Below are 25,986 nucleotides of genomic sequence, written 5' to 3' on the forward strand. Positions count from 1 at the left end.
TAATGATGGCGAAGCGGCTCGCCAGTCGGCGCCCCCAATAAGCGTGGTCAAAGGCATGTCTCGCCGTCGACATAGATAAACCCGACATCGGCTGGGGCGGCACGCACCGTCAAGTGGAGCGTGCATGAGCTGCTTGAGGCCAGGAGTTGAATGACTGCTTAGCCCGCTTGATGCCGAAAGCCGACCTCTCGCTTGCGTCCCCTAATTTCACCTTGAATCCAACGCAAAGTAAAAAAGGGCCGAGCTGAGACACATATGGTGTGCACGCCGAGCGGACTTTGCGCTGCCGCCCGAGAACCATCTTGGAACGAAGCCAAACGTTCTCTAATTGCAGATGCTGGTGACTTGGAAGGACGCGCACAACGGAAATCCAAGGAATTTTCGACGCACTCGCAACATCCAAGCATGAGCGGTGGAGAGAAGTTCTATACTCACCTGTTCGACCCGGGCCTGATGACCGTCCCATGCCGGGGTTGATCCATATGGCGTGGCGTCGCAGGCGCGAACCTTCAAATTTTCCGTGATAAAGAGAATGCTGGATTCAGTAGGCTGACAATTGTAGTGCCGAGAATAGATGAGGCCCGCAATCGCTTGAAGAAATTGGAGTGAAGCTGACCGCTGAACCGGAGGCTGACTGCGGAAGGATCGCTACGAGTTCATCTGCAAGGCGTGGGCGTCACAGCCGGAACGCTTCAGACTCAATCCGCTCCAGCAAATGCCGGGACCAAACATTTAGGCGATCAACCGGGGTGGGCAAGATGTGCCGCGTGCGCAGATATCAGGGCCCTGAATCTGCCGCTCAACAGGCACCTCGCCGCTGGCCAATCGCTCGCCGGTGGAAAACGCGGCCGCGCTGGCTGAGGAAAAACATCTTCGGCTGGGCCCGCCACTCTATGCCATGAAGCCTCCGGCAGGCTTGGACCGCGCGAAAAAGGCGGCGTCGCCCGGCTGGGTCTGTCACACTACACCACGACGGACGAGGTCGACCAAGCCATAGAGGCCGTTGCCCGGCTCGCGGTCCGACGGGGGCATTAAGTAGGCAAAAAGGGGGCCAGCTGTGGCTGCTGTGGATAATGGTCCTGGTGTCTTGCTGATTGGGCCAGCTAGCGCGCACTCTCACAGCTATGGTGGCAGAGCATGTCGAATTGGCCTTGTTTGAGCAGTCACTCGGCAACATCGAAGGCCTCAATCGACCGTTCTGTGATCGTGTGGCGGACGCTGCGGAAAAAACCGAAGGGTCGGTTCTGTTCGATGTCCGCGTTGACGGCGATACCTGGGTTCAGCGGATAGCTGCGATTGGTTATGGCGTGATAGGTACAGCCATAATCGTGATGGGGAAGAACGGACAACTTAGATGCGCATCGGTAGACGGGGATACCGCTCTTTTGGTGGCAGAATTGGCTGCCTGGAATGCGTCTCCGCTTGGTGAGCAAGCGAAGATTGATCAACGCGGAGCAGCCAACATCCTGCTGGCGACGCTCCGTAGTTCAGGTCACTTCGGCAGTGGTGGCTGGCGTTCCTGAGCGAGGCTTATGCAGCCTTCTGGCTAACCACCAGCGGGATAGTCGAGTTCCAACGATCCAGATTTCCAGGGGGGCAAATTGCTTGCCCTGTGACGTCCCGTGACTGACGGTCAGGTCTCCCTGCCTGGGCGGGTTGGACTACAATACCGGCTTCACCAAAGCGGTCGATCTTGCTGGAAGCTTGCTGCCGTTGTCACGGGTTGAGCCATGCCGCATGGCAGCTACGTACAGGCAGCCTTACAGCAGCAGAATGAAAACCGACCACCCTATTCCCGCCTGTACGGCACGCCCAGCATAGCCGGTGCGCTGGTCCGCGAGCGACGGATCATCAACGCAACGATCGCCGCAACATAAGGCATCATCAACATATATTGGTAGGGAATGGCGATACCGACGCCCTGGATTTGCAATTGCAGCGCGTCGAGGAAGGAGAACACCAGAGCCGCCACGAAAATCGGGTAGGGGCGCCATAGGCCGGCGATGACGATGATGATGGCCAGCCAGCCGCGCCCGTTGGTCATGTCCGGCACGAAACGCGCCGCCTGGCCGACGGAGAGAAACGCGCCGGCAACGCCCGCCATCAGGCCGCCGAAGAGCACGGCGGCATATTGCACCGGCGCGACCTTTACCCCCTTAACATCGAGGGCCTTGGGATTGTCGCCGGCGCAGCGCACGATCAGTCCATAACGCGTCCGGAACAGGAAGAGCCATACCGCCGGCACCATCAGAAAGGCTATGTAGGTCAGCACCCGCTGGTCAAACAGGATGGGGCCCAGCACGGGAACATCGCTCAGCCCTGGCACCGGCACATCGGCGAAGAAAGGGATGGTCGGCGTCTTGCCGTCGCCAGCGAAAGCGGAACGCAACCAGTATGTGGAAAGGCCGGCGCCGAGCAGGTTGACGGCAAGACCGGTGACGATCTGCTCTACTTTCAGCGTGATCACCAGCACGGCAAAGACGAGAGCCATCAGCGCGCCGGTAAATCCGGCGGCGAGGACGCCCAGCCATAACGACCCGCTTTCATAGGCGGCGAGATAGCCGGTGAAGGCTCCCATCAGCATCATGCCCTCAAGACCCATATTGTAGACGCCGCTGCGCTCGGCGATGAGTTCTCCAAGTGCGGCGAGCAGGAGCGGGGTGCTGATGCGGATGGTGGCCGCCGCCACACTGACCAGGATTGAGGTTTGAAAGAGTGCGTCAAGCACGGCCGACCCTCCGCAGGCGGAAATTGCACGCCGCCCAGCCAGCTAGGAAGAACAAAAGCAGGATCGCCTGGATGGCGTATATCAGCGCCGAGGGCACGCCGGTCTTGATCTGCATGAGCGTAGCGCCGTTGAGCAACGCTCCGAACAGCACCGAGGCAACGACGACGCCAAGCGGATGCAATTGGCCGAGGATGGCCACGATGATGCCGCTGTAGCCGTAACCTGCTATTACGCCTGCCTTCAGGCGGTAATGGACGCCGTAGACTTCCGTGATCCCCGCGAGCCCCGCAAGCGCGCCGGAAACCAGAAGCACAACTATGACCAGCCTTCGAGTATTGGTGCCCTGTACATCGAGCGCGCGCATGTTGGACCCGGCAGCCTTGATCTCATAGCCCAGCGGTGTGCGCGTCAACAGCATGTGAACCAAGCCAGCCGCCACAATCGCCAGCAGGAAGCCGGAATGCAGGCGTGAACCGGAAAACAGCAACGGAAGCACCGAGCCCGGATCGACCTTCGGCGTCTGTTCGAAGAAGGCGCCCGCCTCGCTCCATGGGCCGCGCAGCAGCAGCAGCGAAAGGACATAGACGATGATGTAGTTGAGCATGACGGTCGAGATCACCTCATCGACCGAGAAGCGGGTCTTCAGCACGCCCGCAAGGCCGGCATAGAGTGCGCCGCCGACAATGCCACCGATTATAACCACAGGAATTTGGATGAAAGGCGAAAATCCGGTGAGATTGTGCTGCGCCCAATAAGCGAACATGGCGCCGGCAAAAACCTGGCCTTCGGCGCCAATGTTCCAGATACGCGCGCGGAAGGCGACACAGGCGGCAAGACCGGTGAAGATCAGGGGCGTTGCCTTGACCAGCGTTTCGCCGGCGGCGCGCAACGAGCCAAAGCTGCCTTTCAGGAGAGCCGTGAAGGCGGCACCCGGGCTGGCGCCCGCGGCGGCGAAAAGCAGACTGCAAACCAAAACCGCCGCGATCGCCGCCAAAGCAAGTGCAACAATGCGCGCGGTCGGCCGCGGTTCCAGCCGGCGCTCGAGGCGCCACTCCACGAGATTGAAACCGGTCACGCCGCAGCCTCGCTCCCATGGCCGGCCATCAGGCTGCCGATTTCGTCATAGGTGGTTTTTTCCGTATCGAGCACCGCAAGGATGCGGCCGCGAAACATCACACATATACGACGGCTGAGAGCGAAAAGATCCTCCAGTTCCTCGCTCGCAAGCAGGATGGCGCAGCCTTCGTCGCGCTTGTGCAGGAGTTGTCGGTAAACGAATTCGATGGCGCCGACATCGAGTCCGCGCGTCGGCTGGTTGCACAGCAGAAGCCGCTTCGCTTTGGCGAACTCGCGGGCGAGGATGACCTTCTGCGCGTTGCCGCCAGACAATTTGCGAGAGGGTGACGACGGCCCGGTTGCGGCAATCGAATAGGCAGCGATGACCATGCGCGCATTTGCGTCGAGCGCCGCGGTGTCGATGAATGGCCCATTGCGCCAGCGCGTTTGCCATTGTTGGCCAAGGACAAGATTCTCGCCGATATCGAGATCGGCAACGAGCCCGTCGCGGAAGCGGTCGCTGGGCACGTAGCCAATGCCTTTCGCAGCAACCGTCGCCGGTGAGTACGCCTGCAGAGTTTCGCCATCGAGCAAGACCGTGCCGCCGTCGGGCGCGGCGAGGCCTGCGAGGCACTCGAACAGCTCATCTTGGCCATTCCCGGAAACGCCGGCGATGCCGACGATCTCGCCGGCTGCGATGTCGAGCGATGCGTTGTCCAGCACGGGCCTTCCATCGCGCAGGTGCGTGAGCCCACGCACCGAAAGCACCGTCTCGCCGGTCGCTTTCGCATCTGCGGCGCGCGCCGGCGCCGCAACGGAGCGGCCGACCATCATGGTGGTGAGTTGGTCGCGGCTGACGTTCGAGGTTACGACCGTTCCGACCAGTCTGCCCTTGCGAAGCACGCTGACCCGGTCGGATTGCATCACTTCCGACATCTTATGGCTGATCAGCACGACCGACAGATCTTCACTGGTGAGCCGCCGCACGATCGCACACAGGCGGCGCGATTCCTCGGGCGTCAGCACCGCCGTCGGTTCGTCGAGGATAAGCAGTCTGGCGCCAGTGTAGAGCGCCTTGACGATCTCGACCCATTGCTGTTCGCCGACGGAAAGGTCGCCGACGTGCCGGTGTGGGTTGAGCGAGATGCCGTAGGTGGAGCAGATCGTCTCGATCCTGGAGAGAGCCTCAGCCCGGCCCAGCCGCCAGCCGGAGCCCGTTCCTACCGCCACATTCTCCAGCACAGTGAAGTTGGGCACCAAGACGAAATGCTGGTGCACCATACCGATGCCGGCGCGGATGGCTTCGCCCGGCGAGCCTAGCTGGACGGTCTTGCCGTCCACCCGAATTTCGCCGGCGTCTGGCTGGTAGAGCCCGTAGAGGCAGGACGACAGTGTCGACTTGCCTGCGCCATTCTCCCCCAACAAGCAATGCAATTCTCCGGGCATGACGTCGAGCGAGACGTCGTCATTGGCAGCAAGCGCAGCGAAACGCTTCGTCAGGTGCCGAACCGACAGGCGCGGTATCTTGCTCATCTCGGATCGGCCCGGCACCACCTCCGGCGTCAGTCCGATTTCGGCTCGTTCACATTGAGCTCGATTTTCTTCTTGCCGCCCTGGATGGCCTTGGCCGTTTCAGCCGCAAGCGCCTTTACGTCATCGGGCATTTTGGCTTCCCAGGCAGGATTGAGGATGAGGTCGCCCGAACCCTGCTGCCAGCTGAACCACCTTGGTTCCTTCGGCGCGTCGAATTTGGCGTTCATGGTCTTTGCCTTCCACCATTCATCGATGATCCAATTAATGTGCGGATCCCATTTGACGATGGTGGAGGCGACGATCGACTTCGGCGCCACTTTCGACATGTCCACATAATTGCCGAAGCAGCCTATGCCGCGCTCCTCGCAAACCTCGAAGGCGCCCGACATCTGGTAGATCATGTCCGCGCCGGCGGCGATCTGCGCCGAGGTCGCCTCGTTCGATTTAGCCGGATCGAACCAGGACTGGATGAAGGTGATCTTCTGTTTCACCTTTGGGTTCGCTTCCTTGGCGCCGGTGAAGAAGGCATTGATCTGATCGTTGGTATCTTCGGCCGGGAAGGTGGAGATGGCGCCGATGACATTCGACTTCGTGAGTTTGCCGGCCAGTTGCCCCATCACGTAGGCAGGCTCGTGCGCGTGGACGAATATCCAATAGGCATTGCCGCCGAGTCCGCGATTGCCCGAACCGCTCATGACGAACATCGTATCGGGGAATTCGTCCTTCAGCTTCTCGATCGCATCTGCATAGGCGGTGTCGCCGAACAAGATGTCGTAGTCGCCGGTCTCAGCATAGGTGCGGAACACCTGCTCGGCATTGTCGTAAACGTTCTCGGTATAATTGACCTCGATGTCGAGGCCGTGGGGCTTGGCGGCGATGATCCGGTCCATGGAACTCACGAAGGATGATTCCCACGGTGCTTCCTTGCCCGCCGAAAGAATGCCGGCGATCCTGAGCTTGGTCGGCTCTTCGGCTTGTACGCGGCCGCCCCACAGCCACGTCGCGGCCACGAGCGAAACAGCGACAACAAGGTTTTTCAGCATGGTTCCCTCCCTTTTCTAGCGTTCCCAGTCATGAGGCCGGCTTAACGGATCGACCACCGTCAGGTTTATGCAATCGATCAGGCCGAGATCGGTTATCGCGAAATCGGGTATCGCGGTGATCTGCAGCACGAACATGTACATGAAAGGCCATGGCAGCCTACAGCCGAGCGCGCGCGCGGCGGCGTCGAGCTCCTGCTCTTTCTTCGCCATCTCTGGAGGATCAATGTCCGATACGATTCCGCCGATCGGCAGGGGCAGGAATGACACGATCCGACCGCCGTCCGCCACCGCCTGGCCGCCATTGTTCTCGATAATGTGGTTGATTGCCAACGACATGTCGTGGGGATTGGTGCCCACACAAACGATGTTGTTATCATCAGGCGCCGTCGAAGTGGCGAGTGCGCCGGAGCGCAGTCCGAAGCCTGAAGCGAACGCGACCGGCCGATGGGAAGTGCGGCCGTAGCGTTCGACGACGGTGAGATACTGCACGTCCTGTGATGGATCCGCGTCTATATAGCCGTCGCGGACCGGGAGCACGACATCACGTCGCGTGCGTACGAATATTCTCTCGGGCGTAACGGCGATCGCCAGCACGGCCGCCTTGTCGCCCGCTCCGGGCGAGCGCACCAATAGGTCTTTCTGTGAAACCGGCGCTACCTTGAATGTGTTGGTGACAACGGCGCTGCGGGCAGGCGGCGCAAGATCGTCCACGAGCTTGCCGTCGCGGGCGGCCAGCTTGCCCTTCGCGATGACACCTGAGACATGGAAATCCGCGATATCCTTGACCAGCAGGATATCGGCGGCGAGCCCGGGCGAGATCGAGCCGACCTTCTGGCCGATGCGCAGCGCCTCGGCGCCGTTGATGGTCGCCATCTGGATGGCGGTGAGCGGCGGAACTCCCATCGCGACCGCCATGCGGATCATGTTGTCGAGGTGGCCGCGGGCCAGGATATCCGAGGCGACCACGTCATCGGTGCAGAAGCTGACCCGGCTCGTCGCGGCTATTCCCATCTCGGTGACCATCCGCAGGTTCTCTTCGAGAAAATGGGAGATCGAAGATTCGCGAATGACGACATGCATGCCTTTGCGCAGCTTCTCCAGCATCTCGTCCGCCGTGTAGCTCTCGTGGTCGGAGCGCACTCCGGCCTGCAGGTAGCTGTTCAATCGATTGCCGCGACACATCGGCGAGCAGCCGAGAATCGGCAGACGGCTCTTTTCGGCGATCTCGACCGCCTGCAGAACGTGCTCATCCATCGTGTCGACGAACTCGCGCACCGTCTCCCATATGCCGATGCATTCCGGCCAGGAATGGGTGGCGCGGTGATCGTCCGGTCCGAAATAATAGCCGACGTTGGAGCGAGGCAGTGTGTAGGGCGTCTTGCATGGTGCGCCCCAGAAGATCTTGAGAGGGGTTGCCTTGGCCTCGTCGAGGAATTCGCGGGCGCCTTCCAGGCCGGACACCACGAGGATCTGGTCGAGGCCCGACACAATCGAAGTGGTGCCGAGCGGCACCACCGCCTTGGCGAAGCTAGTTACCGACATCTTGGAACATTCAACGTGGAGGTGGCCGTCTATCAGGCCAGGGCAGAGGAAATAACCAGTAGCATCGATCATCTCGGTCTCGGGGCCGCGGTACTCCGAGACGTCTCCGACAGCGACGATGCGATCCTTGTAGACGGCGACGTCGGCCGGATAGATCTCACCCGAAGCGACGTTGACTAGTGTGCCGCCGGTGACGATGAGAGTCGATTTATGCTCGGCGCGACCAGCACGGATGAATTCGCGTATGTCGGACAAGTTCATCTCCGCTCGTGTGGCCTCGCTCGGGCTTGGGACCAAGCTTCTCTGCGCCAAAAATCCCACCTTGCGCGCTCTGATCCTGTCGTATTAGGGTCGTCCATGCAAATGGCAGTTTCCGGCTAGTTCTGGACGCACCGTTCAAATTCTTGGACGATCGATGGATTTTGAAGCGATCGATTATTTTATCAAAGTGGCGGAGGCGCAGTCGCTCTCGCACGCCGCGAAACTGTATGGACTGCCCAAGTCCAGCCTCAGTCACAAAGTGCGCGCGTTGGAGGATTCGCTCGGTGTCGCACTGTTTGTGCGCGACGGTCGGGAACTGCATTTGAGCGATGCCGGGGCCGAGTTACTCGACCATGCGCAACGCATCAAGGAAAGTTGCGAAGGAGCCAAAGCGGCGATCGCCGAGGCGGGCCACGATATCGCCGGCACGCTGACGATCGGCTCGACCGGCGAGTTCGGCACTTCCTTCACCTCGGAACTGCTGTTCGCCTTCCGCCAACAGTATCCGCAGGTGAATGTCGACGTGATCTTCCTTTCGCTCGGCTATTTCCTGGCGCCCGAAAAGCACCAGCCTTTCGACGGCATATTCCACTGGGGCGAGCCGGCGAACTCAGACTACATCGCTCGCAAGCTCGGGGAGGCTTCCTTCTGTCTCTACGCCAGCCCGCGCTACATTGAGCAATTCGGGGAACCGTCGACGCCCGCAGACTTGGCGGGCCATGGGGCCGTCGCCTTCCGCCGCCCGAGCGGCGTGCAATCCTGGCATCTCGAGCGCGGCGCGGAAACGGTCGACTTCATGCCGACCGCGCAGTGCATGGCGAACGACTACTGGATGCTGAAATACTTCGCCGTAGCCGGCGAGGGTATCGTCTATCTGCCAGCCTTCTTCACCGAGATCGAGTGCAAGAACGGCGATCTGGTGCCGGTGCTCCCGCAATGGCGCTCGCCACTGGTTCCAATCAATCTGCTCTACATGCGACGCCGGTATGTGTCGCGTAAGTTCGCCGTTTTCCTTGATTTCTGCCTGGACTATTACCGCCAGCGCGCCGCTTACAGTTCGCCAAGATATTGCGTCGAGGTCGTGCGGCCCTTTGCGGGCGCGCGCGCCGGGGGAGAAAACAACAGATGATCCAGAGCTGGTTCGAATGCGCGCCGCAGTTGGTTGATGTCGCCATGGGACGCACGCCGGCCGACATGGTGGTCCGGAACGTGCGCTGGGTGAATGTCCATTCGGGCGAGATCATCCCCGCGACGGACATTGCCATCGCGGTCGGCCGCTTCGCCTTCGTCGGCCCGAATTCCGACCATGCCGTGGGCCCCGAGACGCAGATTATCGACGGAGAGGGCCGCTACGCGCTGCCGGGGCTGTGCGATGCGCATATGCATGTCGAGAGCGGCATGGTTACCGTTACCGAGTTCGCGCGTGCGGTCATCCCGCATGGCACCACCTCGATGTTCATCGACCCGCACGAGATCGCCAACGTCCTGGGCATGCCGGGCGTCAAGCTGATGCACGACGAGGCTGCCGGACTGCCGATCAATGTGTTCGTGCAAATGCCGAGCTGCGTGCCGAGCGCTCCGGGCCTCGAGAACGCGGGTGCCAGCCTCGGTCCCACCGACGTGCGTGAGGCGATGTCGTGGCCGAACATCGTCGGCCTCGGCGAGATGATGAACTTTCCTGGGGTGGTCGCCGGAAATGGCGACATGCTGGCCGAGATCGCTGCCACTCAGGCGGCAGGCAAGACGGTGGGCGGCCACTATGCCTCGAAGGATCTCGGTCTGCCCTTCCATGCCTATGTCGCCGCCGGTCCGTCCGACGATCACGAAGGCACCAGCCTGGCGGACTGCGTTGCGCGGGTGCGCCAGGGCATGCGCGCCATGTTACGGCTTGGCTCCGCCTGGTACGACGTCGCCGCGCAGATCAAGGCGCTGACCGAGCTCAGCCTGGACTCGCGCAATTTCGTGCTGTGTACCGACGACAGCCATTCCGGTACACTAGTCAATGACGGCCATATGAACCGCGTTGTGCGCCATGCCATCGCCCAGGGATTAAAGCCGATCACCGCGATTCAGATGGCCACCCTGAATACTGCTCAGCATTTCGGCATGGAGCGTGAGCTTGGCTCGATAACGCCCGGGCGGCGCGCCGACCTGGTTTTGACCTCCGATCTCACCGAACTCCCGGTCGAAACCGTCATCGCACGCGGCTGTGTGGTGTCGAACGACGGCAAGCTCGTCGCCGACATCACGCCCTACGACTATCCCGCCTCGACCAAGGACACGGTTCGCTTGGGCAAGAAGCTCTCAGCGGCGGACTTCGACATCGTGGCGCCCGATGGTGCGAACCAGGTCATGGCGCGGGTCATCGGCGTGCTCGAGAACCAGGCACCGACCCGTGCCCTGGAGGCTTCGCTCGGCGTCTTGAATGGTATCGTTCAGATGAATCGGACCGGTGACGTCTGCCAGATCGCGCTGGTGGAACGGCATCACGGCACGGGAAAGGTCATCAACGCGTTCGTTTCCGGCTTCGGTTACGACAAACCATGCGCCATCGCCAGCACCGTCGCCCATGACAGTCATCACATGATCGTGGTGGGTACCGACAAGGACGACATGGCGCTGGCGGCGAATCGGCTGGGACAGGTCGGCGGCGGCGTCGTGCTGTTCAGCGAAGGACGCGAACTTGCACTTGTCAAGCTGCCGATCGCCGGACTGATGTCTGACCAGCGCGCCGAAATCGTGGCAGAAGAAGCCAATGGCCTGATCGCGGCGATGCTTGCCTGCGGATGCGCCCTCAATAATGCCTATATGCAGCACTCTCTGCTGGCGCTTGTCGTCATCCCGGAATTGCGCATCTCCGACATCGGACTGATCGATGTGTTGAAGTTCCAGCCGACCGAAGTGCTGGTCGCCACGACCGCATGAGGAGGCGGATTTAACCTGACATCACCTTCGTCCTGATCATTTTCGGGTCACTCCTCGTCTCTTCGGCATTCATCCAATAAATCATAGCCCTTCCTCCCGCGCATAGGCAGCAAGAAGGTCCGGAAAGTCATTTTCGGGTTTCGCTTTCAGCAGTGCACGTGTGGTGATTGCATCAATATGATGGTCCATCAAGGCAGCAGCCTTGTTCCGGTCGGCCGCGGCCAGGGCGGCAATGATCTCGTGATGCTCGGATACGGCACAGTCGGACGAATGCGGCCGTCCGTAGAGCGACAGGATGAGCGATGAACGCGAAACGAGTTCCGTGACATAGCGCAGCAACAGTTCGTTTCCGGTGAGCGAGGCAAGCAGCACATGAAATTCGCCGGCCAGCTGAATCGACGACGCGGCATTGTTGGCTTTGGCCATCTCTTCCGCGTCGACATGAGCTTCGAGCTGTTTGATCTTTTGCGGCGTCAGCTTGCCGATCAGCGTGTCGACCACCAGCGCTTCAAGCGCCCGCCGCACCTCGAATATATTGTGGCCTTCCTCCAGGCTCGGCTGCGCGACGCAGGCGCCCTTGTGCGGGCGCAATTCGACCAGGCCTTCGCCGTTCAGCCTTGCCAGCGCCTGCCTGACAATGGTGCGGCTGACGCCCAGCCGCTCGCCGATCGAATCCTCAGGCAGCTTTGTTCCCGCGGTCAGCGCCTGGTCGAGTATGACGCGCTTCAACGTGCGATAGACCGCGTCGGACTTGGATACGGCGGATTTCGGATTTTTATTGCGAATGTTGATTGTCATGACCGATCCTGAAATTCATATCCAAGCACACAAGAAGAAAAGCATCCGCAAAGCCGGAGTTTAGAGATGCAAACGGCCCGGCGTCGAGGGCCAATGCCGTCGGCTCGCGTGCCATCAAGGTTTATTCCAATCGTTGTGTGTCGTTTCTGGAGCCCTCATGCCATGAACATCCGATAGCTGGGAGGGAAAATCTCGGCGACCGTCGGATGTCGCCAGGTGCGTTGCGGATAACGCTGGACAAGCCGTTCGAACTGGGCCTGTGCGCGCTGGTGGGCTGCATCGAGATCGAAACCCGGAATGGTTCGGGCGCTCATCACGGTGCGCCCGTCAATGATGACCGTGTGCACATCGCGTCCGCTTGCGGACGTCGTCAGGCAGGCGATCGGATCGAGGACCTGTCCCAGATGGTTGCCGGACAGGTCGAACACGACGATGTCGGCGGCGGCTCCCGCCTGCAGACGTCCCAGGTCCGACCGGCCGAGCGCGTCGGCGCCGCCAATCGTGGCCGCGTCATAGAGATCGGCTGATTTCGGCGTCTCCAGATTGCCCGCCATGACGCGGCCGAGCATCAGGCCGACCTGCATGTTCTGCACCATGTCGGGTGGCCAGGTGTCTGTGCCCATGCCGATGCGCAGACCCTGGCCGCGAAGGCGGGCGAAATTGTCGAGCGCCGCGCCATGCCGCGCCATCACCAGCGGGCAATGCACCAATGTGGCACCCGAACCGGCGATGATTTCGAGATCATCGCCGTCGGCGTGGGTGCCATGCGGCAACAACGCTCTTTCGCTGAGAAAGCGGATGTCCTGGAGCCAGCGGGCGGATGTCGTGCCGAACCGGCGACGCACTGTCTCGATCTCGAATGAAGACTGGCAGCAATGCAGACGGACCGGCACGCCGAGGTCTCGCGCGGCATTGGCGGTCCTGCGCAACAGGTCGGCGGTCCAGAACTCGACACGGTCCGGTGCAAGCATGGTTCGCACCAATCCGCCGAAGCGCCCTTCGTGCTCCAGGCAAAAGGCAACGGCCCCGTCCAGACCCTCCGCGCCGCGCTCTTCGTCCACCTCGACGACGATGCCGCCATCCGCCTCGATGACGGAATGGCCCGCGCGAAAGGCAGGCCCGAGATAGACGCGAAGGCCCAACTCTGCGGCGCTTTCGGCGGCGGATGCGAATTCGTCCGATGTCTCGTTCCATGCACGATAAAACAGCGATGCGATCGGCAATGCAGTAGTGATGCCGTTGCGGATGAGTTGCGCGAAGGCATAGTGTTTTTGAAACGTCACCTCCTCGCGCGCCAGCATTTCGACCGGCCCGGCTTCCACATAGTCGCGCGGCCAGACGCGGCCCTTCTTCCAGCCGGGTTGATGATCGAGGCCGAGCACGCCCGTATCCAGGTCCGAAAGCGCATCCAGATCGATGAAACCCGGGCCGATCAGCGCCCTGCCATGATCGATCCGCCGCTTTACAGGCCCGCCGTAGCGATGGCCGACGAAGACGATCCTGCCGTTCTCATGGACGACCTCGCCATTCTCCAGAAGGACATGGCGCCCGTCCCGGTGGCCGACAACCCATCGTGCGGTGAGCAGGACGGGTCCGTCGTCACGCTGGTTCGTCCGACGACTATGCGACATCGGGCAGATCTCCGGCCCGCGCACCGTCACGCACGAGCACGCGGCCGCCGCGGATGACCGTGCGCTTCCGTGGGGTCAGGGCCACGGCTTCCGCCAGGGTCCGCGCGCAAACCAGCACGACATCGCCGTGGCAACCGGGCGAAAGCCCATAATCCGTCAGGCCGATACCTTGCGCGCCGCCAAAGGTGCAAACGCGCGCCGTCTCTTCCAGATCGGCATCGTTGGTCATGCCGTTGCGCTGCGCAAGATATTTGGCCCGCTCCAGCATGTCGCCATTGCCCCATGGCTCCCAGGTGCCCTGGATGCCGTCGGAACCGGATGCCACGACGAGGCCGGACTGGCGCATCATGCGCAGCGGAACCGCCGGCGCGGATGGGCTGCCGACCGTCATGACGGCGATGTCTTCAGCCGCCAGCGCGTCGATCAACGTGTGCTGCCTATGCGTGTCCAGCATGCCGAGACAATAGGCATGGCTCACCATGACGCGGCCCTGAAGGGAGAGCGCCTTGGTCCGTTCGACGATCAGCTCAAGGCAGAAGGCGCCCAATTCTCCCGGTTCGTGCAGATGAATGTCGACCGGCTTGCCGTATCGATCCGCGAGCGCGAAGATTGCGTCCAGGTGGCGAACCGGATCCCGCTCGATCGTTGCCGGGTCGATGCCGCCGACAATATCGGCCCCCGCCTTCAATGCGTCCTCCATCAGCGCCTGCGTGCCTTCGCGTCCCAGCATGCCGCTTTGCGGGAAGGCGACGACCTGCACGTCGACCAATCCCTTGAAGGCTTCGCGCGTTGCAACGACACCCTCGATGTTGGTAATGCCGATTTCCGTATCCACATCGACATGGCTGCGGATATGCGTCACGCCGAAAGCCAGCGTCTGCACGATCTGACGCGCCGATTGCCTGCGCGCATCGATGCCGAGTTCCCGCTTGGCCTTCCTGTCGGCCAGGATCCTGTCGTTGCGCGTGGGTCCCACACGGTTCTGAAACCAGTCCATGCCGACAAGCGTCTTATCGAGATGCGTGTGCGCCTCGACCAGGCCGGGCAGGGCAACCTGTCCAAGCCCGTCGATTTCATGCGCCGCTTTCCCGCTGGTTGCGTGCGCGAACCGACCGTCGCGAATGTAGAGGTCCGTGACAGCGCCGCCCAAGGGCCTGACATTGCGAATGAGAAGGTCTTCGGTCATCTGGGTCTCCCTGTTTGCGCCCCGGAACTCGGCCTATGCCAGCCCGGCGCGTTTCATCATCAGATGGAAGGCTCCTTCGGCGCGATCCAGAATGGCGTCTTCATCGTGATCGACGAGGCGGCGTCCGCGCATGAGGACACGCCCGTCGACGATCGTCGTGTCAACATCCGCGCCGTTGGCGAAGCGTGCCAGCCGCTGCGCGGGGTGTGCCGGCGGCCACAGATGCGGCTGGCGCATGTTGACCAGGATGATGTCGGCGCGCTTGCCCGGTTCCAGCGAGCCGATTTCGTTCTCCATCGACAGGGCACGCGCGCCCTCGATGGTCGCCATCTCCAGCAATTGCATCGGCGGCAGGACCGCATCGTTCCTGAAGTGCCGGGCATGATAGCGGTGCGCCTGGAACATGTTGCGGAACATGTCGAAAGAGCGATCGGGCGCCGCCGCGTCGGTGCCGAGCGACACGGTGACACCCCTTTCCATCAGTTCCGTCGCCGGACAACGGCCCGAGACCGACATCAGAGCACTTGGATTATGCGCCACCTTGGCGTGGCTGCGTTTCAGCGCGGCGATGTCTGCCTCGGTCAGTTCGATGCAGTGCGCCAGCAGCGAATGCTCGTCGAACAGATCGAGCCGTTCCGCATTGGCGGCGATGGAACCGTCGCGATGGCCATCCTGGATGAACAGCACGTTTTTTGCGCGAGCAAGGTCGCGAGCATTGCGGGACAGATTGTATACCGTTTGTTCGTCAAGTTCGCGCCGAGTGAACACCGGGAGAGAGACCGCAATCCGCACCCGGCCATCGCGACCAGCCCAATCATCGATGATTTCCGCGCACACTGCCAACTGGGTTTCCGGCGAAATGGTGATTTCGACAGACGGAACGTATGCGTGGTCCCGATAGACATGGGACGAGGTCGGCCGGTTCGGCCCGACGGCGAGTATCTCGCGCACTCCCATTTCGGCGATGGCGGCAAGATGTGCCCGTGCTGCCCCCGGCGCCTCGGTGCGCATGATGTCCGGCCCGCCGCCAAACAGCAGGGCAGCGGTGGTCGTTCCGCATTTTATGCGCTCAAGGGCCGACAATGTGGCCTCGGCTGCCCAGAATTCCGTATCCGACGCCTCTGCATAGATACGCCCCGCGATAGTCATCCAGGCTTCGGAATCGTCTCCCAGGCCTTTGGTCAGCATGTGACCCGCATGCGCGTGCGTGTCGACGAGACCCGGCATGACAACCATTCCCGAAGCATCGATGCGCGCCACCTTCTGATCTGTGGCGGGGGCCGCGCCGTCGCCGGCGGTGACGATCCGGCCATCCTCCACCAGGACATGACCCCTCGAGAAAATCCGGCGCCCCGCATCCATGGTGACGATGACACCGTTTTCTATCAGCAAGGCCTGGGTCATTCGGAATCCCTTTTCGGAACGGTCACTTGAGCGGTTTTGCACATGAGAAACGAAATCGAACATGCCTGCCTTGATATTGTGCACAATGTGTGTACGATATCAATGGGGATAAATGGTATCCAATATATCGGAAACTTCGTATACAAATGGGAGAAGAGAATGAGAAAATGCGTTAGGGTCCTGCTCGCCGGACTTGCGATGGTGATGTCGGTGACAGCGCCTTCGCTTGCACAGACACTGCGCTGGTCATCGGCCGGCGACGTCATTTCGTACGATCCGAATGCCCAGGTCGACAGTTTTACCCAGAGCGTCCAGAACATGGTGTTCGACGGGCTGGTGCGCCGCAACAAGGAAATGGCTATCGAGCCTGCGCTTGCGACCTCCTGGGAGATCGTCTCGCCGACGCGCTGGCGCTTCAAGCTGCGGCAGGGCGTCAAGTTCCACGAAGGTCAACCCTTCAATGCCGATGATGTCGTCGCCACCATCCAACGTCAGATCGATCCCGGCGCGCGCAACCGAGAAAACCTCTCCGCCGTAACCGGCGTCGAGAAGGTTGACGACTACACGGTCGACCTGATCCTGCGCGGACCCTATCCGCTGCTCCTGAACGATCTCGTCGCCATCTACATGATGAGCAAGCCATGGATGGAGGAGCACAATGCCCTCAAGCCCGGCAATGCCTCGACGGGGGTCGTCACCTACGCCAGCAATCATGCCAATGGCACCGGCGCGTTCAAGCTGGTCAGCTACGAGCCGGACTCGCGCTCGGTCTTCGCCGTCAACAAGGAATGGTGGGACAAGCCGCAGCACAATCTGACGGGGGTGGAATTCCGCCCGATCGCTTCGAACGCCACGCGCGTCGCGGCGCTGCTTTCGGGCGAACTCGACATGATCGCGCCGGTTCCGTTGCAGGACATCGACCGGGTCGCCAACACCGCCGGCCTGAAGGTTGTCGAGAACCCGTCGCTGCGCGAGATCTTTCTCGGCTTCAGCTTCCGGCCGGAGCTTCATGCAGCGCCCGGCAAGCCCAATCCGCTGCTGAACGTGAAAGTGCGCCAGGCGCTTTGGCACGCGGTCGACCTGAACACGATCCAGAAGCGTTTGATGCGCGGAAAGTCGCGCACCTCCGGCACGCTGGTCGCGCCACAGGTCACCGGCTACGATCAGTCGATCGACGTACCGCTGGACTATGATGTCGCGAAGGCGAAATCCATGCTGGCGGAAGCCGGCTATCCCGACGGCTTCAAGGTTGGACTGGCCTGTTCCAACGACCGCTACATCGCCGACGAACAGATCTGCCTGGCAATCGCGTCGATGTGGGCCAAGATCGGCGTCGAGGCCGACGTGCACGTCGAAAGCAAGACGACCTATTTCCCTCGAATGGATAAGGGCGATCTCGATATCTATATGCTCGGATGGGCCTCGCTACCGCCGATGGATGGCTACAGCGTGCTGCAAGCCTTGCTGGCGACCAATGACGGCAATTATGGCGGCAGCAACCCCAACGGGCTTTCCAACGCCAAGATCGACGAATTGGCCCGTTCGGCATCGACCGAACTGGACGAGGCCAAGCGGGTGGATATGCTGAAGGCGGCCTTCAAGATCACGCATGATGAGGCCCTCTATCTGCCGCTGCACCAGCAGCCGGTCGCCTGGGCGATGAGCGACAAGGTCGACATGCCGCAATTCCCCGACGAGTATGTGCGTCCCTGGTTCGCGCATATGAACTAGGAAAATGCGCCGGTAAGGCGTGCCCGCGCTTGCGAGGGAGCTTTCGCGGACACGCCTGACTCGGTTGGAGCGCCTGCTATCCGTGGTGGATCGCGAGCTGCTCCAGCGGTGGCGCAAGCCCCGCCTGTCTCGATCCGCGCTTCTTGAAAGGTTTTTCCTGATGATCCGGATTCTATCGGTGCGGCTGTTGCAGGCCATCCTCGTGATGGTTGCCGTAACCGCCATCGCCTTCATCATGTTCCGTTTCGTCGGCGATCCGGTCGCCACGATGGTGCGCGAAGGCGCGAGCCAGGCTGAGAAGGATGCCTTGCGCGTCGCTCTCGGACTCGACAGGCCACTTTTCGTACAGTTCCTCGAATTCGTCGGGCGCGCGCTTCATGGCGACCTCGGCACCAGCTTTCGCTACCAGGAGCCTGTCGTCAGCCTGCTGTTGACCAGGCTTCCCGCAACGCTGGAACTGGTCGTGGTCGCGACCCTCCTGTCGCTGTTCATCGGCATCCCGACGGGGGTTCTCTGCGCCCTGAAGCCGAACGGCTTTCTGTCGCGGCTGATCCAGTCGCTGACCCTCGTCGGGATATCCATGCCGACATTCGTCACCGGCCTGCTGCTCATCCTGATCTTCGCCGTCAGTCTGCGCTGGCTGCCGTCCTCGGGGCGTGGCGAGCTTGTCGATCTCGGCTTCTGGAAGACAGGCTTCCTGACGGCCTCCGGCCTCAAATCGCTGATCCTGCCTTCGATCACACTGGCGCTGTTCCAGTTGACGCTGATCATGCGCCTCGTGCGCTCCGAGATGATCGACGTGCTCTCTTCGGACTATGTCCGCTTCGCCTTCGCGCGCGGTCTGCCCCGCCGCTACATCTACGGCCGTCTGGCGCTGCGCAATGCCTTGATGCCGGTCGTGACCGTCACCGGGCTGCAGATCGGACAACTCATCGCCTTCGCCATTGTCACCGAAACCGTCTTTCAGTGGCCGGGCATGGGGCTGCTTTTCACCAACGCCGTCGGCTATCCGGACATCCCCGTCCTCGCGGCCTATCTGCTGTTCGTCGGCTTCCTGTTCGTCGTGATCAACATGGTCGTCGACATGCTCTACGCATTGATCGATCCGCGGCTGAGGACAAAATGATGGCAACGCAGGTATCTCTGTCTCGCAGGCTTCCTCCCATCTCGGTCATGATCGCTGGCTTGATCCTGGTGACCATGCTGGTGCTGGTGATCTTCGCTCCGTTGATCGCACCCATCGATCCGCGCGATGTCTCCTCATATTCGCTGATCGACATGGAAATCCCGCCCGTGTTCATGGACGGTGGCGATCCGCGCTTCCTGCTGGGCACCGACAATCAGGGACGCGATCTGGTCTCGGTCATCCTCTTCGGCCTGCGCATATCGATGCTGATCGGCGCCGGGGCGGTATTGTTGGCCGCTGCCATAGGCGTCACGCTGGGATCGATAGCCGGCTATTTCGGCGGTATCATCGACAGCATCGTGATGCGGATCGCCGATGTTCTGGTGAGCTTTCCGACGATCCTCGTCGCGCTTCTGATCAGCGGCATAGCCCGCGCGCAATTGAGCGCCGATACGGTCTCGAGCTGGGCACCGGTCATCCTGATCTTCGCGATCGCCGTCAACGAATGGGTGCAATATGCCCGCACTGTGCGGGCCTCCAGCATGGTGGAAATTTCCCGCGACTATGTACGAGCCGCCAAGGTCATCGGTCTTCCGTCCCGCCGCATCATGATGCGGCACATCCTGCCCAACGTGATGAGCTCCGTCATGGTGATCGCCACCATCAATCTGGCGGGCGCGATCCTGACCGAGGCGACCCTGTCGTTCCTCGGCGCCGGCATGCCGGCCACCTATCCCTCGCTCGGCACGCTGATCCGCATCGGCAACGAGTTCCTGTTCTCTGGCCTGTGGTGGATCGCCGTTATGCCCGCCGTCGTGCTGGTCGTCCTGGTTCTGGCAGTCAACATAATCGGCGATTACCTGCGCGATCGCTTCAACCCCAAACTGATGGCGAACTGATGGAAAACACAACGCCACACGCACTCGACATCAGGAATCTGCGGGTCGAATATCCGCTTGCCAACGGCAGCATTCTCGCTGCCGTCGACGACATCGACCTGACGATCCGGCCCGGCGAGATACATGCGCTGGTGGGAGAATCCGGTGCGGGAAAAACCACCGTCGGCAATGCGCTGATGGGCTTGTTGCAGGCTCCCGGCAGGATTGCTTCCGGCACCATCACCATAGCGGGCAAGCCGATCGACATCCGAACCGGTCGCACCAAGGGGATCATTCCAGGCCGTGACGTCGGCGCGATCTTTCAGGATCCGATGACAAGCCTGAACCCGCTTTTCACCGTGGAAAGCCAGTTGTGCGAAGGCATGCTGGCGCATCTGAAGATCGGGCGCCGCGAAGCCAGGGCCCGCGCGCTCGAATTGATGAGAGCCGTTGGCATTCCCGAGCCGGAACGCCGGCTGGGCAATTATCCGCATCAATTGTCGGGCGGCCAACGCCAGCGTGTCGTCATCGCCACCGCACTTGCCTGCGACCCAAGGCTGATCGTCGCCGACGAGCCGACGACGGCGCTCGACGTGTCGGTGCAAGCGCAAATCCTCAAGTTGATCCGCGAACTTGCCGATGATCGCCGCGTCGGCGTCCTGCTGGTTACCCACAATATGGGCGTGGTTGCGGAAATTGCCGACCGGGTCACGATCATGCAGAACGGTTGCGTGGTCGAGAGTGGATTGACACGCGATGTGCTGACGGCGCCCAAGGCGCCTTACGCGCGCACGCTGATCGCCGCCGTTCCGCCGATCGACATTCGCCTTGACCGTCTGCCGGTCCCAAGCGAGGAAACGAAGACGACACTGGAGGCGCGCGAAGCCGTGCGCTCCAAGAACACCGGCACCGCTGCGGGGCGCAACGGCGAAGCCGCGCTGACTGTACGCAATCTTTGCGTGGAATACGGCCAGCGCTCGTTCATCCCGGGCCGCAAGGCATCGGTCTTCAAGGCCGTGAAGGACGTCTCCTTCGAGGTGCGCCGCGGCGAAATCTTCGGGCTTGTCGGCGAGTCCGGTTGCGGCAAGACCACGGTCGCCAACACCATTGCCGGTCTCGTGACGCAGAGTTCGGGAACCATAGAGTTTCAGGGCACGGCATTGGCCGCCCGTCGCGACAAGACCGTGCGCCAGTCACTCCAGATGGTGTTCCAGGACCCGTATTCGGCCCTCAATCCAAGGCTGCGGATCAATTCGGCGATCGCGGAGCCAATCCTGTTCTACAAGCTTGCCTCCAGCGCGGCGGAAGCGCGGCTGGACGCCGAGACATTGCTCGAGGCGGTGGGCCTGCCGGCGCAGGCCGGCTCTCGGTTCGCCCATGCCTTTTCAGGCGGCCAGCGCCAGCGCATCGCGATTGCGAGGGCGCTCGGCCCCCGGCCATCGCTGCTGATCTGCGACGAGCCGACCTCGGCGCTCGACGTGTCGGTGCAGGCGCAAATTCTCAACCTGTTGAAGGACCTACGAGATCTTGCCGGGCTGTCGATGCTGTTCATCAGCCACGACCTCGCGGTGATACGGCAGATGTGCGACCGGGTCGCCGTGATGAAAGGCGGCGAGATCGTCGAACTCGCGGATACCGAAACATTGTTCTCCGCGCCCACTCACGAATACACGCGCGAACTCCTGCGCCTCGCGCCTTCGCTCGACCGCATCCTTTGCAGCGAAAAAAGAGAAGCGAGCCTGTGATGGCAGACATTCTGATCAGAAACGGCACCGTCATCGCTGTCGATCCCGATCGGCGGATCATTCCCGATGGCGCCGTAGCCATCGAGGGAGACCGCATCGTGGCCGTCGGCGCTTCGCAAGACGTGGCGCGGGACCATCCGGCGCGCGAGACGATCGACGCCCGCGGCATGGCCGTCATGCCAGGCTTCGTCGACAGCCACGCCCATGCCGGGCACGGGCTGATCAAGACGATGGGCGGCGGCCGCAGCGACCTCTGGTACAGGGCATGCCAAGGTGCCTATACGGTGGGTTCGACGCCGGAATTCTGGCATGCGGAGGCGCAGCTTGCCGCGCTGGAACGCCTGCGTTTCGGCGTGACGACCGGCGTGTCCTTGCTAGGCGGCGGCGATTCGGTCATGCGCACCGACGATCCGGCCTATGGCAACGCCCATATGGAAGGCGTGCTTGGCATCGGCACGCGCTCAGTGGTCGCCGTCGGCACCACGCGCCCGCCGCACCCCCTGACTTATGCACGTTGGAAGGGCGCCAGCCGTACCGATTATCCGGTGTCGTTCGACCAGCAGCTTGCCACCTCGCAAAAGCTGGCCGACCGCTGGCACGGCACCCACGAGGATCGTCTGCATCTCGCCCTGCTGACGCCGACCATGCATCAGGAACATCTCGATGGTCCCGGGGCAGGGGACGCCATCGCGCAATCGCGCAAGGTCAGGCAGATCGCCGAACAGCGCGGCCTGATCTTCACCCAGGATGGTCATACCAAGGGCAGCGTGAAGATCGCCGGGGAGATCGGCATTCTGGGGCCGCGCACACTGCTGTCGCATGCGACCGCCCTGACTGACGAAGAAATAGCGATCTGCGCCGAAACCGGCACGAGCATCGTGCACAATCCGAGCGCCGTGGCCGCCATTCTCGCGCGCTGCCCGGTCACGGAACTTCTCGACGCTGGCGTCGTGGTGGCCATCGGCTCCGATGCGACCGCGCCGGACCGCTCCGCGGACATGTTCCGTCACATGCAGCAATGCATGCACTATCATCGCACTCATTTCCACGATCCGAGCTGGCTTCCGCCGGGCAAGGCCCTGGAGATGTGCACCATCGACGGCGCGCGTGTCCTGGGCCTCGACCATCAGGTCGGATCGCTGGAGCCCGGCAAGAAGGCCGACGTCATTCTTGTCGACCTGCGGCGCCCGCATCTCTACCCGGCCAACATGCCGGAATTCCGTGTCACCTATTTTGCCAACGGCAACGACGTCCACACCGTGCTGGTCGGCGGACGCGTGCTGTTGCGCGACCGCAAGCCGGTTCATGTCGATCAGGATGCCGTGCTCGATGCTGCGCAACGGGAGACGGAACTGATGATTGAGCGGCTGGGCTTGCGCGATCTGCTCAGGACCCCGGACCGGTTCTGGCGGCACAGCCGCGACACGGATCTGATCGAATAGGCTTCAATATCGAGACAGGCCACCGGTGATGCGGAACGGCAGCGATGCACGTTCGGCCGGGCGGCGGCTTCAGGAATTTTTCCCATGGTACGCATCGGCATCATCAATCCCAATTCGTCCGCGTCGATGACGGGATCCATCGCCGTCGCGGCGCGGCGAACCGCGCAGGCGGGCACCGAAATCATCGCCATGCAGAACGACAGCGGCCCGGCTTCCATCGAAGGCGCGATCGATGGCGCGAAGGCGGTCCCAGGTCTTCTCGACCGTATCGAAGGGGCCGAGCGCAGTGACGCCGTGGACGCCTATATCATCGCCTGCTTCGACGATACCGGACTCGACGCCGCGCGGATGCTGACGCGCAAGCCGGTCATCGGCATAGGCGAGGCTGCCGCCCGTGTCGCCAGCATCGTGGCGAGGCGCTTCACGGTGATTACCACCTTGCCGGTTTCCGTTCCCATTCTCGAGGACAATCTGGTTCGCTACGGCCTTTCGCCATTCGCCACCGTGCGGGCGAGCGGCATTCCCGTCCTGGCGCTGGAAGCTAATGGCGAGGCGGCCTTGTCGATCATCAGCGAAGAAATCCAGGAGGCGCTGCGGGTCGATCGCGCCGACGCCATCGTGCTTGGCTGCGCCGGCATGTCGGATATGGCGCGGCGACTGGCCAGCCTTCACGGTGTCCCGGTCGTCGAAGGGGTGTCGGCGGCTGTCAGGCTCGCGGAATTGCTCGTCGGCCTGGAGCTCCGTCCCAGGCAGGATGCTTTCGCCACCTCTCGGCGGAGCATGACGGCTTCGCTCGCCGCGGCAACCTGCCCGGCTTCCACCCTTGGCCTGTCGGGGGGCTGATGCCGATGATCGAGCGCAGACTTTTGCTGGGCGTCATCGTCGCCTGCATTCCATCGATAGCGTTGGGGCAGAACATGAATGAGACAAGGCTTCACTCGGCTGCGGCAAATGACGATGTCTCCATGATCAAGATGCTTGTTTCCGAGGGGGCCCGGATCGACGCGCGCGACAAGAACGGCCGCACGGCTCTTCTCGTCGCGACCCACGGCAACAAGGTCAGCGCTGCCAGGACTCTCATCGAGGCTGGCGCGGACGTCAACGCCAAGGACGATATCCAGGATAGTCCATATCTCTACGCCGGCGCGCGCGGGCATCTCGAAATCCTGAAGATGACGCTTGCGCACGGCGCCGACCTGAAGAGCACCAATCGCTATGGCGGTACCGCGCTCATTCCGGCTGCCGAACGCGGACATGTCGAGACCGTCGGCGCGCTGATCGATGCCGGTATTGATGTCGATCACGTCAACAAGCTCGGCTGGACCGCGTTGCTGGAGGCCATCATCCTCGGCGATGGCGGGCAGCGTCATGTCGAGATCGTGAGGCGGCTGATCGAGGCCGGCGCCAACGTCAATCTCGCCGACAAGGACGGGGCGACACCGCTGCGGCACGCGCGCAGGAACGGCTATGCGCAGATGATAACCCTGCTGGTGCAAGCGGGCGCCAGATGAACAGCGCGAAAATGTCGATGACCGCGCAGCCTGCAACCGACAGGCAATGGACGCTGCTTGCCCTCGTCGTGCTAATCGGGATCAACCTGCGTCCCTTCCTGACGGCGCCGGGACCGATATTGGCCTATATCGTGGCCGACACCGGGATGGGCTATGGCAGCCTGGCCATGCTGACGCTGTTGCCGATGCTGCTGATGGGCCTCGGTGCGTTCGTTGCACCGGGCATCCAGGCGGCCGTCGGAACGCGCCGGGGCCTGCTCGCGGCGCTAATGGTGCTGACAGCGGGCTCGCTGCTCAGGCTTGTCGTGCCCGGCGGCCTGTCGTTGATCCTGACGGCGGCACTTTGCGGGGCGGGGGTGGCCTTCATCCAGGCCGCGTTTCCGGGGATCATCAAGGCAAAGTTCCCGACCAGCACACCCGCCGTGACCGGCCTCTATTCCTGCATGATCATGGGCGGTGGGGCGCTTGGCGCACGTCTGGCGCCCCTGCTCGTCAACAACGGATACGACTGGCGGGCAGCCCTTGCCTGGCTCGCGGCTCCCGCCGCCATCGCGCTGTGCGCCGCATTCCGCGTTCTGTCCGACGCCAAGGCTTCAAGACCCGATCGCGCCTTGACTGGCTTTCTGCTTCGCCGTCCACGGACCTGGGTCCTGATGGCGGCCTTCGGCCTGGTCAACTCCGGTTATTCATCTATGGTCGCCTGGCTTGCGCCCTACTACCAGGCGCAAGGATGGAGCAGTGCCGCCAGCGGCAATCTTGTGGCCGTGATGGCCATTTGCCAGGCGGCTTCGGCCCTGGTGCTGCCTGTCCTGGCGCGCCGGGGCATCGACCGCCGTCCCTGGCTCTGGCTGACCCTGCTGTTGCAGGCTGCGGGCTTTGCCGGACTTGCGGTTTTTCCCGCACTGTCGCCCGTTCTGTGGGTGGGGATATGCGGGGCCGGTCTTGGCGGAAGCTTCTCGCTTGCAATCGTCACGGCGCTCGATCATCTGCCGCGCCCGGAGCAGGCGGGCGCGCTGGCTGCGCTGATGCAGGGCGGCGGTTTTCTGATCGCCGCGCTTGGTCCATTCGCCACCGCGCTCCTGCATGGCTGGAGCGGGAGCTTCAGCAGCGGATGGATCATGCATCTCGGCTGCGTGACCGTCACAGCGTTTCTCTATCTGCACTTCAACCCAAAACGGTACGCCGACGTCATGAGGGGCTCGGAACAAGAGCAGTGCGAAATGGTAGTTTAACGAAGCGGAATGCAAGTTCTGAACTCAATGACGACGTACGTCTCCGCGGGGTGAGCAGCAGGCGCTTGCGCCGCATCTCGGCCGTGGAGATCGGCTCTGCCGGATCATCGGGGCCGGGCTGGCGCAGACGACGATATACCTCCTGCAGCTCATCGTCGCCGGCTATGCGCTGTCCAAGCGCCCGCCGGTCGCGCGCTCTGTACTTCCCCTCCTC

At 62.2% G+C, this 25,986-nt stretch carries 20 protein-coding genes; 11 read left to right on the plus strand and 9 right to left on the minus strand.

The window, feature by feature from the left end; genetic code table 11:
- Positions 1 to 1,094 precede the first annotated feature (1,094 nt).
- The gene (locus FJ867_RS26140; RefSeq protein ID WP_224681964.1) at positions 1,095 to 1,523 is read left to right on the plus strand and encodes a hypothetical protein; all 429 of its coding nucleotides are present in this window, start codon (positions 1,095 to 1,097) and stop codon (positions 1,521 to 1,523) included.
- 266 nt (positions 1,524 to 1,789) lie between these two features.
- On the opposite strand, the gene FJ867_RS26145 is transcribed toward FJ867_RS26140, so the two are convergent.
- The 5 genes from FJ867_RS26145 to FJ867_RS26165 are packed head-to-tail and all read right to left on the minus strand — an operon-like array spanning position 1,790 to position 8,157.
- On the minus strand, positions 1,790 to 2,728 hold the full coding sequence (locus tag FJ867_RS26145; protein ID WP_140500720.1) for an ABC transporter permease: 939 nt from the start codon (positions 2,726 to 2,728) through the stop codon (positions 1,790 to 1,792).
- A complete protein-coding gene (locus tag FJ867_RS26150) occupies positions 2,721 to 3,803 on the minus strand; it encodes an ABC transporter permease (protein ID WP_224681965.1) in 1,083 nt (360 codons plus the stop codon). Before FJ867_RS26150 ends, FJ867_RS26145 begins: the two co-directional genes overlap by 8 nt.
- Entirely contained in the window at positions 3,800 to 5,317 is a 1,518-nt protein-coding gene (locus FJ867_RS26155; protein WP_140818964.1) for an ABC transporter ATP-binding protein, read from the minus strand. Before FJ867_RS26155 ends, FJ867_RS26150 begins: the two co-directional genes overlap by 4 nt.
- Positions 5,318 to 5,346: 29 nt before the next feature.
- A complete protein-coding gene (locus tag FJ867_RS26160; protein ID WP_140500718.1) occupies positions 5,347 to 6,360 on the minus strand; it encodes a BMP family protein in 1,014 nt (337 codons plus the stop codon).
- 15 nt (positions 6,361 to 6,375) lie between these two features.
- A complete protein-coding gene (locus FJ867_RS26165; protein WP_140818966.1) occupies positions 6,376 to 8,157 on the minus strand; it encodes an adenine deaminase in 1,782 nt (593 codons plus the stop codon).
- Between the two features lie 160 nt (positions 8,158 to 8,317).
- Here FJ867_RS26165 and FJ867_RS26170 point away from each other — a divergent pair, with 160 nt between their 5' ends.
- Positions 8,318 to 9,292 carry a LysR family transcriptional regulator gene (locus tag FJ867_RS26170; RefSeq protein ID WP_140818968.1) on the plus strand — a complete coding sequence of 325 codons (975 nt, stop codon included), beginning with the start codon at positions 8,318 to 8,320 and terminating at the stop codon, positions 9,290 to 9,292.
- Entirely contained in the window at positions 9,289 to 11,088 is a 1,800-nt protein-coding gene (gene ade / locus FJ867_RS26175; RefSeq protein ID WP_140518201.1) for an adenine deaminase, read from the plus strand. Before FJ867_RS26170 ends, ade begins: the two co-directional genes overlap by 4 nt.
- 81 nt (positions 11,089 to 11,169) lie before the next feature.
- On the opposite strand, the gene FJ867_RS26180 is transcribed toward ade, so the two are convergent.
- The 4 genes from FJ867_RS26180 to FJ867_RS26195 form a co-directional block, all read right to left on the minus strand.
- Entirely contained in the window at positions 11,170 to 11,886 is a 717-nt protein-coding gene (locus FJ867_RS26180) for a GntR family transcriptional regulator (protein ID WP_140500714.1), read from the minus strand.
- Positions 11,887 to 12,041: 155 nt separating this feature from the next.
- A complete protein-coding gene (locus FJ867_RS26185; RefSeq protein WP_140818970.1) occupies positions 12,042 to 13,517 on the minus strand; it encodes an amidohydrolase family protein in 1,476 nt (491 codons plus the stop codon).
- A complete protein-coding gene (locus tag FJ867_RS26190; RefSeq protein ID WP_140818972.1) occupies positions 13,507 to 14,703 on the minus strand; it encodes an amidohydrolase in 1,197 nt (398 codons plus the stop codon). Before FJ867_RS26190 ends, FJ867_RS26185 begins: the two co-directional genes overlap by 11 nt.
- A 33-nt stretch (positions 14,704 to 14,736) precedes the next feature.
- Positions 14,737 to 16,107, minus strand: coding sequence for an amidohydrolase family protein (locus FJ867_RS26195; RefSeq protein ID WP_140686597.1), 1,371 nt, complete (start codon positions 16,105 to 16,107; stop codon positions 14,737 to 14,739).
- A 159-nt stretch (positions 16,108 to 16,266) separates the two neighbouring features.
- Between FJ867_RS26195 and FJ867_RS26200 the strand changes: the two genes are divergently transcribed.
- From FJ867_RS26200 to FJ867_RS26235, 8 genes are all read left to right on the plus strand, one after another.
- A complete protein-coding gene (locus tag FJ867_RS26200; RefSeq protein WP_140581946.1) occupies positions 16,267 to 17,838 on the plus strand; it encodes an ABC transporter substrate-binding protein in 1,572 nt (523 codons plus the stop codon).
- 160 nt (positions 17,839 to 17,998) lie between these two features.
- Positions 17,999 to 18,964 (plus strand): ABC transporter permease, encoded by a 966-nt coding sequence (locus tag FJ867_RS26205; RefSeq protein ID WP_140500709.1) that lies wholly within the window; start codon positions 17,999 to 18,001, stop codon positions 18,962 to 18,964.
- Positions 18,964 to 19,863, plus strand: coding sequence for an ABC transporter permease (locus FJ867_RS26210; protein ID WP_140518197.1), 900 nt, complete (start codon positions 18,964 to 18,966; stop codon positions 19,861 to 19,863). Before FJ867_RS26205 ends, FJ867_RS26210 begins: the two co-directional genes overlap by 1 nt.
- Entirely contained in the window at positions 19,863 to 21,587 is a 1,725-nt protein-coding gene (locus tag FJ867_RS26215; protein ID WP_140686599.1) for an ABC transporter ATP-binding protein, read from the plus strand. Before FJ867_RS26210 ends, FJ867_RS26215 begins: the two co-directional genes overlap by 1 nt.
- Positions 21,587 to 23,029: an amidohydrolase family protein gene (locus FJ867_RS26220; RefSeq protein ID WP_140500706.1), complete on the plus strand. Its 1,443-nt coding sequence runs from the start codon at positions 21,587 to 21,589 to the stop codon at positions 23,027 to 23,029. Before FJ867_RS26215 ends, FJ867_RS26220 begins: the two co-directional genes overlap by 1 nt.
- Before the next feature lie 84 nt (positions 23,030 to 23,113).
- Positions 23,114 to 23,872, plus strand: a complete 759-nt coding sequence (locus FJ867_RS26225; protein WP_140686601.1) for an aspartate/glutamate racemase family protein — start codon at positions 23,114 to 23,116, stop codon at positions 23,870 to 23,872.
- A 5-nt stretch (positions 23,873 to 23,877) separates the two neighbouring features.
- A complete protein-coding gene (locus FJ867_RS26230; protein WP_140525732.1) occupies positions 23,878 to 24,540 on the plus strand; it encodes an ankyrin repeat domain-containing protein in 663 nt (220 codons plus the stop codon).
- Positions 24,537 to 25,772: a cyanate transporter gene (locus FJ867_RS26235; protein ID WP_224680352.1), complete on the plus strand. Its 1,236-nt coding sequence runs from the start codon at positions 24,537 to 24,539 to the stop codon at positions 25,770 to 25,772. Before FJ867_RS26230 ends, FJ867_RS26235 begins: the two co-directional genes overlap by 4 nt.
- The last annotated feature ends 214 nt before the right edge of the window (positions 25,773 to 25,986 follow it).

This window comes from Mesorhizobium sp. B2-5-3, assembly GCF_006441005.1.
Classification (GTDB): Bacteria; Pseudomonadota; Alphaproteobacteria; order Rhizobiales; family Rhizobiaceae; genus Mesorhizobium.